This window comes from Frankia sp. CeD (genome assembly GCF_000732115.1).
GTDB lineage: Bacteria > Actinomycetota > Actinomycetes > Frankiales > Frankiaceae > Frankia > Frankia casuarinae.
The window spans coordinates 14,161-30,665 of the sequence record NZ_JPGU01000049.1 but is presented as its reverse complement, the minus strand read 5'-3'; the positions used below and the strand labels follow the sequence as shown (position 1 = coordinate 30,665).

Below are 16,505 nucleotides of genomic sequence, written 5' to 3'. Positions count from 1 at the left end.
GACCACCGGCACGGGCCGGGCCCGGGTCACCCGGACGATCCCGAGCACTGTCACGGTCCACGTCCTGACGAGCCTCACCCTCGACGCGGTCACACCCGCTGATCTCGCGGGCTACGCCCGAGGGCATTGGACGATCGAGAACAAGGTCCACTGGGTGCGCGATGTGACGTTCCGTGAGGATGCCTCGCGGGTTCGGACCGGCCCACTGCCCCGCATCATGACCACACTCCGTAACCTGATCATCGGGCTGATTCGCCTCGCTGGCCATAACCGCATCGCCCCGACCATCCGCAGAATCCGACACGACAACGCCCTGCTCCTGGCCATCCTCACTCTCGACAACCCCGCTGACCTGCATCAATGACTTTGCGGGTCACCCTGCCAGGTCCCACTCAGCGCGGGAACGGACGCAACGATACACCGAGTTCCTTGACACGCTCATAGTTCACCACCTGTGGGGCGGGGCGGACAAGACCGAGTATCGAATCCGAACGTACCGGCAGTGGTATCCGCATCGCCTCCAAGGCCACGAGAGAACCGTACAGCGCCTTCCACGGGACGGGGAGGAATCGTGGCGAACGACCCGCCTCGCCCGCAAACTTCGCAACGATGTGCCGGAAGGACACCGGCTCTGGATGCGCGACACCAAGCGGCACCGAAATTTGACTATCCTTGACCAGGATCGCAGCCACCACAGCAGCCAGATCTTCCTCCTCCACAGTGAACTGGNAGGGGTTCCCACTCGGAGCCGGACTCACCGGAAGGCGGGACAACCGGGTGAGCGTGGCGGCCATCCCCCCCGCCCTCCTTCCGTAGACCAGGCCCGGCCGCACTACCGAGGCGCCGAAGGCGAGGGCGTCGCGTTCGATGGCGAGTTTCGCCGTCCCATATAGTTGCGCCGTCCCCTCATAAGCCGACATCGACGAGATGACGACGACCTTCGGGACGAAATTCTGCGCCGTTTCNAGAAGAGCTCGAGTCGGGTGGATGTTTGCCGCCTGAATATCCGGCCAGCGCCGGGCTCTCATGTCGTAGGCACAATGCACAAGCGCATCCAGACCATCGAGAAGGCCGGGGGCGAGAGCTCGCCTGGAGTCATNGAAGCGCCATTCTTCCGTCAGGTCGGCTGGCGGCCGTCGAACCAGTTGCACGGTCGTCCAGCCATCCTTGCGTAGCGCGTCCTGGATCACGCCGCCCACATAACCCTGGGCACCGGTGATCCCCACGGTGCGCGTACCCGTATTCGTCACAACCCTCGCACCTCTGATCCTATTCGGNGTGCATTTGCCATGATCGTAAAAGTGAATGTCGTCGCCGCCACCGAAGGGAACACCGATGCGTCAACCAGGTGAATACGCCGCCACCCCCCTACCCGGCCAAGCATGTCACTTGTATGCCGGGTTCCCGAAACCCCGGAGGAATGCGGGAAGCTCCCACCCCAGTGGTAGCTCTTACCCGGCGCCGAACAGGAAACCATCGGCACCACCGGCCACAGATCGAGGAACGGGGCGGCGGTGACGAGCCGTCGCACCACCTTCCGGAGCAGCCCATTTCCGAGGACGCCGTCACGGGTACCGCTCAGGTGAATTTCCGGGAGATCCGCTTCACCAGCAGACGGGACAGCCTGAACCCGTAGCCGCGGAGAGGCCCACGACGGGAGATAACCCAGACCGACCGTAAGCCGCCGAAGAACCTCGTCACCAAGTACGGAGCCCCAACCGGACTGCAGGACCCGCGNAAGCGCCTCGGTGATCGCGGGATTATAGGGATAAAAGTGGATCTGTGATACATCGAGACCGACGTCATCCAGCACAACAATCATATTGAACTGGTTGAGAGTCATCTCCCCGTCCGCACGCGGATCAGGTGTCCGGCGCCGCGACAGCATGGGAACCGTGAACTGCGCAGATTCGGCGAGCTCGATCCGCTCATCGAACCAACGCAACGAGTTCAGAGCAATCCTCGTGCTGCCCAGGGCGCCCGCGGCGAGAAAGATCCGATCTCCTTCTAGCTCCTGGGTCTGGCCACTCACGGTCTCCCGGGCGAACAGACGGGCCCCGGACTCGGACTCCTCAACCCGGAATACCAGGAGTCCCGGCAGGTACTTGACCCGACCTTCGCTGATCAACTGGTCGAATGTCTGTGCGGAGGAATAGATCAGCCGGTAAGGACAGCCTGTCATACAGAGACCGCAGCGGACACACTCGCCACCCCGGAGGGCCAGGCGAGCCTTTCCGACGGTGATGCCGTCGCGGCGCAGCCGCTCCCGATGCCTACCGTAGTCACCAATAACCTGGCGGGTCCGCGGTGCCAGGGTCGGCAGCGGTCGTGGCTCCCGGAACAATGGAAACAACTCGGCCAGATCGTCGATCGCGCCGGACATCGGGACATGGTCAAGGATTCGGCGGTAATGCGGCTCCAACTCCTGGAGGGTGAAGGGCCAATGGCCGAAAGTCGCCTTGCTGAAGGGCATCAACTGCGAGCCCCACACATTACTNAAACCGCCGTACGCGCTGGAGACTACGGCCCGGTTCGCACCCACCATCGCACTCACCCCGCGGAGCTGCCCCTCGTCCCGGAAGGGGAAGTCGGATCCGTAGACCCGCTTCTCCGGAAGGGCCCGGCGCGAGGTGGGCACCGGCTGACGACTGATGATCTTAACCTGGTCGGAACGCCACTCGTCCGACTCTGAGCGACCGAGCTCGTCGACGATGTTGGCAGCTTCGGCCTCGAGCCGCGTCCCGATGTCCACGACCAGGATTTCCTGGGTCGGGTCCTCGGCCAGTGCCAGAGCCGCTCCCGCGGCAGCGGGACCCGATCCCACGATTATCGTCCGGGACATGTCACTTCCTTTTCCTGGCTACCGGATCGACCACAGCGGCGTACGTTCCCGGGAGAATCACCGACCGGCGCGGTACTGGTGAAAAGTGCCCACGAGGTATCCGCTGCCGGCCGCCGCGACCCCGGCCAGCATGGTGGCCGATCGCAACGCCCCGGAGAGTTCACCCGCACGGACCGCCCGGAGTTCCCGTGCCAGGCCACCACTCAACGTCTGCGCGACGAAACGCCGCTCGGCCGCCATGCTGGCCGCGCTTCCCATGCCTCGGAATGCGGCGACCTTGCCCTTGTTCACCGTGTAACAACGCTTCCAGAAGTACCGCCAGGTCAGCCTCTCCTTCGGCACGTGATGGTGGACCACTGCCGCCGGCTGATACATCACCTTCAGATGAGGCCAGCGGTCTGCCAGCCGATGGCACATATCCATGTCGTCATGGTTGTCGGAGTGGNATCCGTTGATCTCAGCCAGGGCGGAACGACGGACCGACATGGCGGCGCCGATCAGGCGTCGGGTCGGTGCGAGAGTCTTGGGCAGGCCCTCATAACTGCATCCAAAGACCCAGTCGAACTCGCCGGGAAACCAGCGAGGGCGAGGAACGGCGAAGTCCGGAAGCGGCGCGCCGCCGACCGCGACCACGTCGCGACGGCCGAAGACCGCTACGATCTCCGCCAGCCAGGAAGGGTCAGCGCGAGCATCATCATCGAGGAAGGCCAATATCTCACCCGCAGCGATTTCGGCTGCGGTGTTGCGAGCTGATCCCAGCCGTCCCGGATAGCGGTTCTCCACGACCACTACCCGGACATCCGCGTCTCGATCAGAGAATCTCTTGGCGGCCATCTGGAAAAGCTCTTCATTGTGGTCGATGCAGAGAATTATCTCTATCGGACGGTACTTCTGTGCGAGCAGGGAGTCGATCGCTCTGTTCAGCAGTTCCCATCTTTCGAGTGTGTATGCGCATACAATCGCACTCACCGTCGGTTCCGTCGTCGAATGCAAAACGCTTACCTTCCCCCTGATATCCCGGCATTCGTCCATGGGTCTCGCTCGTCGAATCTCCGGCGCCGAGTACAGGTCGTCAGTCGCTGTTCCGTCACCTCACGACCACCCCAAGACGCTTCTGGTCACCGCTCTGTTTCGGGTGCCATGCCAATTCATCCGGGTACCCGCTCGATGGCCACCGATGACGAACCAGACGTCTGCGGCCGGTCACGCCACACGTTCAGGAGGACCGGCGCTACGACGACCGCCTCGATGAAGACGGCGGTGACCCAGCCGACGCATAGACCCGTCGTCCCAAACATGCGGCCCCCCCCGAAGGCCAACGCGATCTCAAGAACCGTTCCGCAGGCAATCACCCTGGCCGCCGCGGCCATGCGGCCCTGTACCCGACGAAGAGTCACATAGTGATCCTTGACGACCAACGATATCGTGGCAAGGATGAGAATCCGGAAGGCGGCGACGGACCTACCATCGGTGTAGGCTTCTCCGAACGGCAGCAGAATCAGACTCGTGACGGATGCCGCGAGTGCGCAGAGCGTCACGCTGATCAGGAGCCCGAGCGGGATTGTCAGGCGCATCTTGGCACGCGCCTCCTCTTCGGCGCGGCCCGTGTGCGCAAGCAGGGCCGTCGGCAGTGCATAAGGAACAACGAAGAGAAAGGAAGCGGCCAGCCGAGCGGTCGAGAATCGAGCGGTGTCCGCCGGTGTCGTCGTCAGGGCGGCGATTACAGGAAGAATCAGAGTCGGCACGGTCAGCGCGAGGCTCAGCACGTAATTGCCGGCTATCTCACCCTTGATCGCCTTCAGCTCGGCGATCCCGGTCTGCCGTTCCGCTCGTCTGGAGTTTCGATAGGGTGGTCGCCTGAAGTACTTGTAGCAAACCGGGAGGGAGACGACCGACGCAATAAGCCAGGTGGCGTAGAGGTCCATGCCGGTGCGCAGGCCCACGATGACAAAGGCAACGAGCAGACCTGCTCTGACGATTGCGGCGAGCAGATTCCGAACAAGCTGGATCGCCCCACTCGCCGCCCGGAGGATCGCGTAGTCGAGAGTGGTGGTCACCGTAAATGCGGCCACTCCCAGACTGAAGGCAGCTATACTGCCTGGACTGCTACCGATTGGCTGCAGAGTGGTCGAGAGCCAGCGGGTACAGAACGCCCACAACAGGCCGAGTAGCAGCCCGGCCACCGTGACCAGCGCCATGCAGGCGCGGACCAGAGTCAGGCGGCGGTCCTCCGGCAGGTCGGGAAGATGCACCATGAGAAGCGTCCCGAGCCCCAGCATTCCGATCGTGCCGAGGACCGTCATCGAGGACACCGCCGCCGCGCCCACCCCAACGGCGTCGATGGAGAGCGTTCTCGCCGCGACCGACCAGAACACAGCTCCAAGTAAAGACGTTCCGAGCTGGGTGCCGAGTAGGGAGCTCACGATCGTCAACAGGCGCGCGAAACCGGCACCGGAAGCCTTCTGCACGGATTCGCTCGGGACGATACCGCTCCCGGCTGGCGTCTGGCGCCTTAAGAAGATCGTCTCCTCATCAGACCGACTCACGATAAATCCTCGCCAAGGCTTCCGCGCAGCCGTCCCAGGTCGGCAGGGTGGAGATTTCGGGAGTCGGCCTCGTCTCGCTCGGTGAGTCCCCAGCGCTGGCGAGCAGGTAGATGCCCAGCGTCTTCGCCACGAGTTGTTCATCGGCCGGATCCGCAACGCTCTGCGCGAGCCCTGCCGCAGCCAGCTCTCCCAGTCCGGCAGTGGGCGCCACCACCACCGGCCTACCCAGGGCCACGGCTTCCATGACCGCGACCGGATGAGCCTCATACTCGCTAAGCAGGGCCACGACACCCGCTCTCGCGATACAGTCAGACATTNCCTGCCGGTCCTCCGGTGGGATCGAGGTGAAACTCACCCGGTCCACCACACCCAGCCGGTCAGCCAGGCGCCTCAACTCCGGCTCATCAGGGCCCCACCCCACCAGCATCAGCCGTACGTCAGGAACTAGAGTAATCAGACTCGGCAGAGCGCGGACAAGGTGCCGCTGTCCCTTGTACTTCTCCAACCGGCCGACGCAGACGACAAGCGGCTCACTCGTATCGGGTTTGACATGGCCACTCGGTGGAACGATGGACACTCCGTTCGGGACGACCGAGATCCGGTCTGCAGCGACCCCGGCTTGGCGCATGAAGATGTGGGACTCGAACTCCGCGACGCAGATGACGCGGCGGGCGTTCCTGATCAGTGGCCCGAGCAGGCCCCACTGTACTCGGCGCGCCGTGTTCCGGACCTGCGAGGAATGACCGCCGGTATGCGGTGAGACAATATACGGAATACCCCTCAGGCGAGCCGCCGCCATCGCCACCGGCGGCACGAGATTGTGAATTCCCTGACAATGAACAAGATCATAAGAACCGAATCCGACCACTTTGGCAACGGCCGGCGCCAAATAATAGTCTTTCTCTTGCGGCCACGCCGCGACCCGGTGCACCACCGTTCCCGCGACATTCTCCCTGCTGGGAAGCTTGCCGCTGCGGTCGGTCGTCAATATCTCCACGGTAATGTCACTAGTAGCGTTGAGTCGACGACTCGTCTCGTAGACATGCGTCTCGGTACCACCCATGTCCGGGAAGAATCGTGCCGCCACCTGGAGCACCCTCAGTGCCGTCCCCATTTCCCCCTCCTCAGGTCGACCCATCCTTCCGGGACCGGCTGTCCCGGGGTTCAAGCGCACGTCACCCGCGCCTAATCCTCGATCTCAGTGGAACGGACCACGTAACTACCGACCATCAGTTGAACCGTTGCGACGCGCGGGTCCCCGACATCACGAAGATCAACATAGAGCCGGACGTCATCGTCCCCAAAAAGACGACGAGNCCATACCGACCCGTCATCCCGTACTATCTGTAATATAAAAGACCGCTCATCCTGGTAGCCACGCACCACCTCGATTTCCACCTTGCCGTCGATACTGCGCGCGGCGATTGCTGTGACCGGTCGCCGCGCTACCGATCCCGACTGCCAGGAAAGCGCGATCGCCCCGCAGAACACAGCGACGACAATCGCCAAGAACAGCGCGCTGGACGGTTTCGGCATCGGGATCATGACCAGCCTTGCCGGTCTCCACGGTGCACCAGCCCGGAGAAGAAGTGCCACCACTACGGCAAGAAAAATGTCGTAGCCCACTGCGTGGGTGGCTAACCCCAAAGCGGAGAGAGCGAGAGAGACGAACATCAGGATGCACACGACTGCCAGCGCCGCGCAGGTATGCACATAGAAGCCGGTTAGCTGAGGCCGGCGTTGTAAAACCAGCCAGCGGATCCCCTGATACACGAAGGCGATTAGCGAAGTTCCCACGAGCCCCTCGAGCACNAGGATCAAGACTCTCATCGGCCGGCCCGGACAGCCGAGGTCGAGTCTTCCCAGAGGCCCGAGACGTCATAGATACGGACGGCTCCGTTGTCGTAGATCCGCCGCGATCCAGGCGTGATATCGAACTTGCCGAGTTCTGCATGGGTGAGACGCGTCCCCTTCGGGGCCTCACCATTCACCACGTAGTACGTCTCATGCGGCAACCCCTCGGCCAGCCGCTGATCGATCACATAATACCGTATCTGACCTCTCCGGAGCAGATCCCGCGCCTGGGCATGGAAGGACGGCGCGAAAAGGATCTGTCCGGTGTTCCCACCTCCAGGTACACCGATCACCAAATACTGATTTCCGGTGGCAGCCAAAAGCGCCCCTAGCTCCCGGTCCGCGGCAAAGTGGGCGCCGTCGGGAAGATTCCGGGCCGCCCACTGCGCCGCGGCGTTGGCGGAGCTATCGATGGAACGGCCGTCGGCAACGACGAGGTAGGGGCCCGGTATGCGGTTCCAATCGAGTCCAGAGCCCATCAGGGTGCCCCCCATGAAGGCTATGGTGCCGAAAAGGGCCACCACCCACCGCAGCGGCCTCCGATGGTTCTCGATATACCAGCCAATCGAGTATGCGGTGATGATCGACAACCCGATGAAGATGAAGGTCGATAGACGTACGGATATCTCCGCCGCCTTCGGGGCGATCGTGGCCACCAGGGCGANCGGATACAGGAGTTGTAGCAATCGAAGCGACCGCAGCACCGCACCCGCACGTCCGTCCGCCGCAGGTCTCCTCCGGAATGGGCCCAACGGCATGAGTGTCGCCATCCAGATAAGCAGCGAGAGCACAATGAGAACAGTTTCCCAGCGCGGGTTCCTGGTGCCACTCGAATCTGTCGAAATTTTTCTCGTCTCACCGGTCCCGCTCGCGATTCCCGTCAACTGGAAAACGGCATCGTGAAAAACTGGACCGAGATATCGGTTGAGCAGCGGACCACTGACAATCGCCCAAGACGCGACCAGGACAAGGTCCGCCACTGTGATACCCAGGAATATGGTAGCGGTGCGGCGGTCCCGTCGGGTAAANGCGGCGACCGTCACCATTCCCAATATGGCGACGAACACCCAGCTCNTGGCATGGTGCGAGAAGGTGAGAGCCAGCGCCGCGCCCACCGCCAAGACGGTTTCAGTGCGGCCCGCCGCCTCGTTCGTAACCAGCATGAGAAGCAGAACACCGAGAGCCACGGCTAGCGTCTGATACGAGTACTGCGCGTTGAAGAAGAAGAACTGCGGGCTACAGCTGTAGATACCGACAGCAATACCCGCGGCGTGGGCGGAACGANTCACCTGCTCGGCGAGAAGGAACAGGCCGGCGATCAGCAGACCCCGAGAGAGCACGATGACAAGAAAGGCGGAGAGCTGTGGTGGCAGACGGGTGATCTGTGCCACCGCGTTGGTGACCACCTCNAGTCCAGGGAAGCGCGGGCTGACCGGCAAGCCAGAGTTAGCCGTGAAGAGACGACCCGTTTCCCGGATGTCATGCAAGGTCCGGATATGGAGCATCTCGTCAAAGCGGACGAACTGGTGGATCTGGAGTATCAGATACGCCAGCAGGAGGCCCATGCCCAACAACAAACAATCCGTTATTCTCGCCCGCCGAGATGTTGCCGGATCCAAGAGCCCCAGACCGGCCGGAACGAAGATCAGGAGCAGGCCAATCCAGTAGAGCAGGAGGCCCGTGCCACTCTCACCCTGGCGCCCGAGTACGTAGCTACCAGAGACGGCCAGCAGNCCCNCCGCGGTGGCTGCCGCCACCGGTAGCGTCTCCCTACAGTNCCTCTCGGAATCAGCGCGNAAAAGTANCCCGCCACGATCGCGGTAGTGCAGATCGGTCAACAAACTCGCACTCAGCCCAGCGGATACCACTCTCCGGGTCGCCTCCGGCCCCCGGCCTCGCCCGGTGCGTGCGGTACGAAGATTCCGGGGTATGAGAGTCGTCTCCTCCTCATGGAGGCGGTAGGCCGGCATTCCGCCGACCGAGGATGAGTCGAGTTTCTCGACTGGTGAGGCCTCGTTCCTCCGACGGTCAACGAAGCGATGCACGGACGACCTCGCGATAGACCTCCTCGATACGTGGCACCACCCGACTCGCGGTGAATTCTTTCGCACGCTCCTTCGCGGCAGTGCCCATGCGCGCCCGCCTAGTACCATCCGCCAAGAGATGCTCGATCGCGTCGTGGAGAGCCACCGGGTCGGCCGGGGGAACCAGGACTCCCTCCCGACCGCCAGTGATCATATCGGCGATGCCTCCCATCGGCGTGGAGATTACTGGTGTCCCGGACGCCATAGCCTCGAGGACAACGGTCGGACAGGGATCATGCCAGGTAGATGGCAGAACAGCGAAGCTGGCGTGAGCGAAGGCACGCATGATCTCAGCATGAGCTCGCGGCTCGCTCAGAATCACCCCGGGCGGAAAATAGCTCGGTGAATCTGCCGTCCGACGGCCGACAACGAGCAGCGGCGGACGATGATCCGGAAGCCTCTCGTAAGCCCCGAGTAGTGCCCCTATCCCTTTGTCCAGGCTCAGATCACCGACGAAAANCAGGTAGCCATCGGAGACGAGCCCGTCCGGCGGTCCGCCAGGCTCCGCGCCGATGAGCTCGTCGGGGATAAAGTTCGGGACGACCTCATAGGGAATCCGCCCACTGTCCAGCCGGTTGAGCCGGGCCACGGCGTTGCTCACCGCAAGGTATCGGTCGACGGCCCTGTCGCGCCGTCGTGTGCCACCGCGGTTAGCCGCGAAGGTCAAGGGCCCCACCACCCCGGAGTAGTGGTTTCTGGTGCATCGTATGCATCGTGACAGTGCTGGGCCGGAGCACACCAGCTCCCNCATAAACATCATCCGCTTAGTGGCACAGACATGGCTGTAGTCATGCAGGGTGACGACGATCGGGACGTCGAGGTACCTGCGCAGCGGCAGCGCACTGTTCACGATCCAGTTGTGCGCATGGATAACGTCGGGCTTCACCTCACGCACGATCCNGGCGATCGCCGCTGCTACTAGCGGATCTGGCACCGGCGGCGCATAGACCCGGTCGGTCGTGTAAAGCAATGGAAGACCTGCGGTTGTCGGCCGCACTAGACGCACGTCCAAGCCATCCCGCTTCTCGGCCGCCGCCCGAGGGCCAAAAGTTATCACCGTGACGTCGTGGCGTTCAGCCAGTTGCTTTCCGAGATTGAGGACATGACGTTCCTCCCCACCGACGATCGGCGGAAAGAACTGTGCCAGCAGAATTACCTTCACGATGATCGCGGTCCGGACCCCCGAGGCGGGACTCTTGACGGTTTGGGTGAAGTCATAAGAGGCGGTCTCGGTTCATGTCGTGGTAGGACCGCCTCATGGGTAGGGGAACTATCAGGCTTCTGATACATCGAAATTTGACCATCCGCCACACCGGCGGAACCGCTCCGCACGGCCCATACTCGGGAACAATCGTCCCGGCACAGGGACATCAGGCCGTTTCTTCGAAAGCGGGTAGGGCGCTCACCGTTTCGGCACCCCGCTGGATTGGAAGCGGATCGGTCCTAGGATAGATCGCCAATTCAGCCTTCTCGCTCGACGCGGAAGACTCGACGAAAATCGTGCGCAACACCCGGAAACCATCCGAGAATGCGTTCAGGTTACTGACCCCATGCAGGCGTGGATGTTCAAAACTCGGGACCTCCGCTATGCGAAGTCCAGCCCGCACGGCCCGCATGTTGATCAACGTCTCGATCTCGAATCCGTCCCCCCACTGCTTTTGGGGTCCGGCACCGCCTGTGTCCAAGTCGAAGATGGGGACGACCCGTCGCCAAAAAGCGTTGTAACCGTAGCAGAGGTCGGTGAAGTCCGAGCCAATGAGCATGTTGACCAGGAAGTTCAGGAGACGGTTCCCGAGGCGACGGAGACGAGTGATGTCGGCGCTTCCGCCGTTCGCGACGAAACGCGAGCCCTTGGCAAAGTCAGCACCCGCTTCGAGCGCATTAACGAACGCAGGAATCTCGCTCGGGTCGGCTGAGCCGTCGGCATCGAGCATGACAATGATGTCACCACTTGCCTGGGCGAACCCACAGGCCAGAGCGTTTCCCTTGCCACGGCGATTCTGGTGTGTCACGACTATATCCGGCCGAACACGACGAGCGACTTCGACGGTTCCGTCGGTCGAGTGGCCGTCAACCAGAATTATTTCAGCATCGCCCGGTAGCCGAGCGAGAACATGTGGTAGATTTTTTGCTTCGTTGAGAGTCGGGACGATGATACTGACAGTCGGCGAAATACGGCCTCGCATAAGAGGTCCCCCCGATTTCGATATACTACTGAATTTGGAGTCTTCTCACGCTTCTCGTGCACTAGCGACAGCAAAGCCTGACGGAAATCTGCGGCAATCAGGAATGGACGGAGCAGGTCGCTAGAAGAGACTGCGAGACAGGACTCGATCAGCGTCCGCTCAGCGAAGCAAAGACTCAACTACCACCCCCGCGACGGCTTGCCACTTCTTTACGAAAAAAATTAAGCTGANTGCCTCACTTCGCCCCCGATCTCAAAGCGTGCCTCACCTCGCCAAGAAGCGCCGTCGCGTGCGGTAAGTGTACCAGGTAACCTTCTACAGGTTACCCCTATGGGCGTCGCCAACAGAGTGTGCACTGCAACACTATACGAAGACACACCGGATCACCGCTCCANCCCCCCTAGATCGCTACTCTCTGTAGGACTCAACTCCCGTTCNCCCTCCCGCCGACACCGCGGCACCAGCATTCGAGACGGCCATCGGTGTCTTCATTTTGCTGCCACGACCCTCCACCGCAAGCAAGAAGTTGATGGGGGAGACGGCCAGAGATGGGCCCACGATCTGCTTCGCAGAGCATCCTTTGATGCATCTCCGCTCGGCCAGCGAGATAGAGCCGCCGAGCCAGGTGGGTCTCAGGCCAGGCGCAACAACGCGTCGTCGATCCGGTTAGAGTCCGACACGTCTCCCCGATCGACGGTGGGTCACACAGCTCCTCGCGCGCCCGACACCAATCGTCAGATCGCCCGGCATGCTGAGCTACCGGTCGTTGACGGGTTCCGGCTGGCAGGCTGCACGAGTCCTTGCCTGGGGCAGGACGGGACAAGCCAAAGTGATCATTTTCGGCAAACATCCCGGGACCCGCGGTCCCAAATACTCCCCGAAGGCCCCGGCCAACCGTCCCGGGAGGATCCCGTTCGGGATCCTCCCGGGAGAGAACCCGGACGACACCCAAGATCGCGAATCACGTCAGAGTACTGCCACTACGTGAGGAAGGCTCAGTACGCACCCTCGCGGCGCAGGACCGCGAACACGGTGCGCCAGAGGATGTAGAAGTCGAGGGGCAGCGACCAGTTCTGCACGTACCGCAGATCCAACCGCACCGACTCGTCCCATTCGNGGTCCGACCGGCCGCTGATCTGCCACAGGCCGGTCAGCCCCGGCTTCACCATCAGCCGGCGGTGCACGTCGTCCTCGTAGCGGGCGACCTCCGACGGCAGCGGCGGACGCGGCCCCACCAGCGACATCGTGCCGNNCNNNACGTTGANCANCTGCGGCAGCTCGTCGAGCGACCACTTGCGCAGGAACTTCCCGACCTTGGTGATCCGCGGGTCGTCACGCATCTTGAACAGCAGCCCCTCGGCCCGCTCGTTGCGCGACTCCAGCTCCGCCTTGCGCGCCTCCGCGTCGACGTACATCGACCGGAACTTGTACATNGTGAAGTGCTCACCACCCCGNCCNACCCGGATCTGCTTGAANANNGCCGGNCCNCGNCTGGTCAGGCGCACCGCNAGCNCNAGNNCNAGNANCANCGGNGNGNACAGCAGGANNANCNNNNCGGCCACNCNNCGGTCGAANANNNNCTTCATNNCCCGNCGNGNNCCGGTGAGCTCCGGCTCCTCGATGTGCAGCAGCGGCAGCCCGGCCACCGGACGAATCGAGATCCGCGGCCCGGTCACGTCGGTCAGCGCCGAGGAGACCAGCACGTCGACGTCGCTGCCCTCCAGCGTCCACAGCACCCGGCGCAACGTCTCGCCGTCCATCTGCGGACTGATGGCAACCGTGGTGGCGTACGTCGCCCGGATGGCCGTGTGCAGGGTTTCCGAGGTGCCGACGATCGGCACCCCGAGCAGGTCGAACCCACTGCGTTCCGGGGAGTCGTGACTGTGCCGGCCGGGCGAGCGGTCGAGCACGACACCGACGACCGNCCAACCCGACGTCGGATCCCGCTGGGCCAGCCGGACCANNGNNGCNGCNGANTCCCCNGCCCCGACCACNAGCACCCGGTGCAGGCAGCGGCCCGCCCGGCGCATCCGGTGCAGGTAGCCGCGCGCGGTGGCGCGGCCGGCCACGGTCAGCAGCAGCGCCGTCGGGAAGGCGATCAGCACGTAGGCACGCGCGAGCTCGGCCTTGGTCGCATAGGACAGGACGGCCACCACCGCGGTGAGCTGCGCGGCGGCGTTGAGGACCCGGCGGAACTCCTCCGAGCCGCTGCCGAGGAACCGGCTCTCGTACGCCCGGCTCAGGTACATCGACAACACCCACGCGACGGGCAGCAGGATCGACATGGCGACATACGGCGTCGCGGAGACCGGCTTCAGGTCGAACTCAACCAGTCCGCCGAACCGGACCAGGTAGGCCACTCCCGCCGCGACCACGCAGGCGGCCGCGTCGGAACCCACGAGCAGCCAGCCGTACGGCCGTTCCCAGCGAACCTTCGCCCGGTAGTCGACGACACCGTCGGATGTTCCGTCCGCGCCGGGGCCCGCGCCGGGGCCCGCGCCCACCTCGTACCCGTCGTACCGGGCGGGCTCATCGGCCCCGTCCAGCGGTTTCGGGATGGCATCCGTGCCCGGCCCCGCGGCCAACCCCACCTGTGCATGGCTGAAGACAGTGTCCGTCACCTGGCAGACCCCCCACGGCCGCAACATCTTCGGACCGACGACGACGGGGGGAGCGCTGCTTGGCGCCGACCACGCGTGTCACCTGCGTATCGACGTGCCCAGGCCTGGTGCCGANCCCCCNANCCCGCCGCACCACCGGCCATCCGGACCCCCCATCCGACCGGCACCGCACATACGCGAGTAACTCTAACGTGCCGAGATAGGAGGATCCACGACGTCAACCCCGATGACTCATACGCGTAACAAAAATCGCGACTAGGCGGTCAAGGGACGCGACAGTCAGGAGACACAACAGTCAGGAGACACAACAGTCAGGAGACACCGGACAGGTACGCCCGTAGCAGCCGCTCGGCCTCGTCGATCGCGGCGAGCTCGACGTACTCGTCCCGGGCATGGGCCAGGTTGGGATCGCCCGGCCCGTAGTTGAGCGCCGGGATCCCGAGCTCGGCGAAGCGCGCCACGTCCGTCCAGCCGTACTTCGCCACCGGCACACGACCGGTGGCGGCGACGAACGCCGCCGCGTGCGGGGCGGCGAGCCCGGGCAGCGCCCCGCCGACGAGATCGGTGACCTCGACGTCGTAGCCACCCAGCACCTCGCGAACATGCGCCACCGCCTCGTCGGGGCCCCGGTCCGGAGCGAACCGGAAGTTCACCGTGACCTGGCACCGGTCGGGGATCACGTTGCCCGCCACCCCACCGTCGATCCGCACCGCGCAGAGCCCCTCACGGTAAGTGCAGCCGTCCAGCGTCACCGTCCGCGCCCGGTAGCCGGCGAGGCGGCGGAGCAGATCGCCGGCCTTGTGGATGGCGTTGTCCCCGAGCCACGACCGGGCCGAGTGCGCCCGGGTGCCGGGAAGCGTCACGACCACCCGCAGGGTGCCCTGGCAACCCGCCTCGATCTCGCCGGAGGTCGGTTCCATCAGGATGGCCAGATCCGCATCCAGCCAGTCCCGGTGCCGGGCGGCGAGCCGACGCAGCCCGTTGCGGGCCGCCTCGACCTCCTCGTGGTCATAGCAGACCCAGGTGACGTCGTGGCTCATCGCGCCGGGCGTGGCGACCGGGAGCGTGGCCGCGAGCCGCAGCGCGACCGCGACCCCTGCCTTCATGTCCGACGTCCCGCAGCCGTAGAGCCGCCCGCCCACCACACGCGAGGGCAGGTTGCCCGCCAGCGGAACGGTGTCCAGATGGCCGGCAAGCAGGATCCGGCCGGGCAGCCCCAGCTCGGTCCTGGCCACCACGGCGTCACCGTCCCGGTCAACCCGCAGCCCGTCCACCGCGGTGAGCGCCTTCTCCACCGCGCCCGCGAGGGCGGCCTCGTCCCCACTCACCGAGGGCACGTCAACCAGCGCCCGGGTCAGCTCGCCGACGGGCGCCGTGAGGTCGAGGCTCATGCCGTCACACCCTACGGTCACCGGGCCAGCGGATCGTTAACCGGCGATAAGATCATTAACCGGCGACAGGACGCCAGCCGGCAACAAGATCGTTAGCCGGCGACGCCATGCTCCCGCAGGATGTCGTTCAACGCCAGCTTGTCGTGGATCTCGCCCTCGGCGAGCGTCCGCAGCACCAGGATGCAGGGCATCGCGAACTCTCCGCCCGGGAACGACTTCACCCGGTTGGAACCGACCGCGACCGCCCGCTCCGGGATCTCCCCGCGCNGGTACTCCGCGCCGGTCGTGGCGTCGAAGACATGGGTGGAGGCGGTCAGGATCGCCCCGGCGCCGAGCTTGGCCCCGCGGCGCACCCGCGCGCCGTCCACCACCATGCAGCGACTGCCGACGAAGGCGTCGTCCTCGACGACGACGGGGACCGCGTTCGGCGGCTCCAGGACCCCGCCGAGCCCGACCCCACCGGACAGGTGCACGTTGCGGCCGACCTGGGCGCAGGATCCGACCGTGGCCCAGGTGTCGACGAGGGTGCCGGCGCCGACGTAGCCGCCGATGTTGGTGTAGCTCGGCATGAGGACGGCCCCGGGCTCGACGTGCGCGCCCCAGCGCACGATCGCGCCCGGTACCACCCGCACGCTGTCGAACCGGGTCTTGAGCGGCACCCGGTCATGGAAGTGGAAGTCGCCCGCGGACGACTCGACCATGGCGAGAACCTTGAAGGACAGCAGGATCGCCCGCTTGGCCCGCTCGTCAACGGCGACCGAGCCGTCCACGGTGACCGTGGCGACCCGGGCCACTCCCGCATCGATGGCGTCGACGGCGGCCACCACGATCTTGCGGGCGTCGGCGTCGGCGGGGGTCAGCTCCGCCCGCCGTTCCCACAGTTCGTCGACGGCGGGATCGATCGGAGAGTCGAGGGATGTGTTCGAGGCGCTCACAAGCCCGACCCTACGAGGTGACCCCGGCCGCACGAGATGGCGGGGC

General features: G+C 64.4%; 12 protein-coding genes and 1 pseudogene. 1 reads left to right on the top strand and 12 read right to left on the bottom strand.

From position 1 onward, the window contains the following. Positions 1–364: transposase (locus CED_RS18565; RefSeq protein ID WP_152569795.1), on the top strand; the 364-nt coding region annotated here is incomplete at its 5' end. A gap of 28 nt (positions 365–392) precedes the next feature. Here the strand turns inward: CED_RS18565 and CED_RS18560 are convergent. The 12 genes and pseudogenes from CED_RS18560 to CED_RS18505 form a co-directional block, all read right to left on the bottom strand. Then, entirely contained in the window at positions 393–1,250 is an 858-nt protein-coding gene (locus tag CED_RS18560; protein WP_035912761.1) for an NAD(P)-dependent oxidoreductase, read from the bottom strand. Further along, positions 1,247–2,842 carry a 4Fe-4S ferredoxin gene (locus CED_RS18555; RefSeq protein WP_035912758.1) on the bottom strand — a complete coding sequence of 532 codons (1,596 nt, stop codon included), beginning with the start codon at positions 2,840–2,842 and terminating at the stop codon, positions 1,247–1,249. Before CED_RS18555 ends, CED_RS18560 begins: the two co-directional genes overlap by 4 nt. 57 nt (positions 2,843–2,899) lie before the next feature. Continuing rightward, positions 2,900–3,874 (bottom strand): glycosyltransferase family 2 protein, encoded by a 975-nt coding sequence (locus CED_RS18550; protein ID WP_235187141.1) that lies wholly within the window; start codon positions 3,872–3,874, stop codon positions 2,900–2,902. Between the two features lie 116 nt (positions 3,875–3,990). Next, a complete protein-coding gene (locus tag CED_RS18545; RefSeq protein ID WP_011438221.1) occupies positions 3,991–5,388 on the bottom strand; it encodes a lipopolysaccharide biosynthesis protein in 1,398 nt (465 codons plus the stop codon). Beyond that, on the bottom strand, positions 5,375–6,502 hold the full coding sequence (locus CED_RS18540) for a glycosyltransferase family 4 protein (RefSeq protein WP_035912752.1): 1,128 nt from the start codon (positions 6,500–6,502) through the stop codon (positions 5,375–5,377). The genes CED_RS18545 and CED_RS18540 overlap by 14 nt, the downstream gene beginning before the upstream one ends. Positions 6,503–6,573: 71 nt before the next feature. Next, the gene (locus CED_RS18535) at positions 6,574–7,200 is read right to left on the bottom strand and encodes a hypothetical protein (RefSeq protein ID WP_235187140.1); all 627 of its coding nucleotides are present in this window, start codon (positions 7,198–7,200) and stop codon (positions 6,574–6,576) included. A 14-nt stretch (positions 7,201–7,214) separates the two neighbouring features. After that, positions 7,215–8,999, bottom strand: a complete 1,785-nt coding sequence (locus tag CED_RS18530) for a glycosyltransferase (protein WP_235187139.1) — start codon at positions 8,997–8,999, stop codon at positions 7,215–7,217. Positions 9,000–9,270: 271 nt separating this feature from the next. Next, on the bottom strand, positions 9,271–10,488 hold the full coding sequence (locus CED_RS18525; protein ID WP_035912747.1) for a glycosyltransferase family 4 protein: 1,218 nt from the start codon (positions 10,486–10,488) through the stop codon (positions 9,271–9,273). Between the two features lie 208 nt (positions 10,489–10,696). After that, the gene (locus CED_RS18520) at positions 10,697–11,512 is read right to left on the bottom strand and encodes a glycosyltransferase family 2 protein (protein WP_011438226.1); all 816 of its coding nucleotides are present in this window, start codon (positions 11,510–11,512) and stop codon (positions 10,697–10,699) included. A 995-nt stretch (positions 11,513–12,507) separates the two neighbouring features. Then, positions 12,508–14,133, bottom strand: a pseudogene (locus CED_RS18515) (sugar transferase). A gap of 311 nt (positions 14,134–14,444) precedes the next feature. Next, positions 14,445–15,524, bottom strand: coding sequence for a succinyl-diaminopimelate desuccinylase (dapE, locus tag CED_RS18510; RefSeq protein WP_011438229.1), 1,080 nt, complete (start codon positions 15,522–15,524; stop codon positions 14,445–14,447). 92 nt (positions 15,525–15,616) lie between these two features. Further along, positions 15,617–16,459, bottom strand: a complete 843-nt coding sequence (locus CED_RS18505; protein ID WP_035912741.1) for a 2,3,4,5-tetrahydropyridine-2,6-dicarboxylate N-succinyltransferase — start codon at positions 16,457–16,459, stop codon at positions 15,617–15,619. Between the last annotated feature and the right edge of the window lie 46 nt (positions 16,460–16,505).

What these genes read in the sequence shown, in the direction of transcription:
- CED_RS18520 (WP_011438226.1), bottom strand. Translation starts at nt 11,512, where the DNA reads ATGCGAGGCCGTATTTCGCCGACTGTCAGTATCATCGTCCCGACTCTC.
- dapE (WP_011438229.1), bottom strand. Translation starts at nt 15,524, where the DNA reads ATGAGCCTCGACCTCACGGCGCCCGTCGGCGAGCTGACCCGGGCGCTG.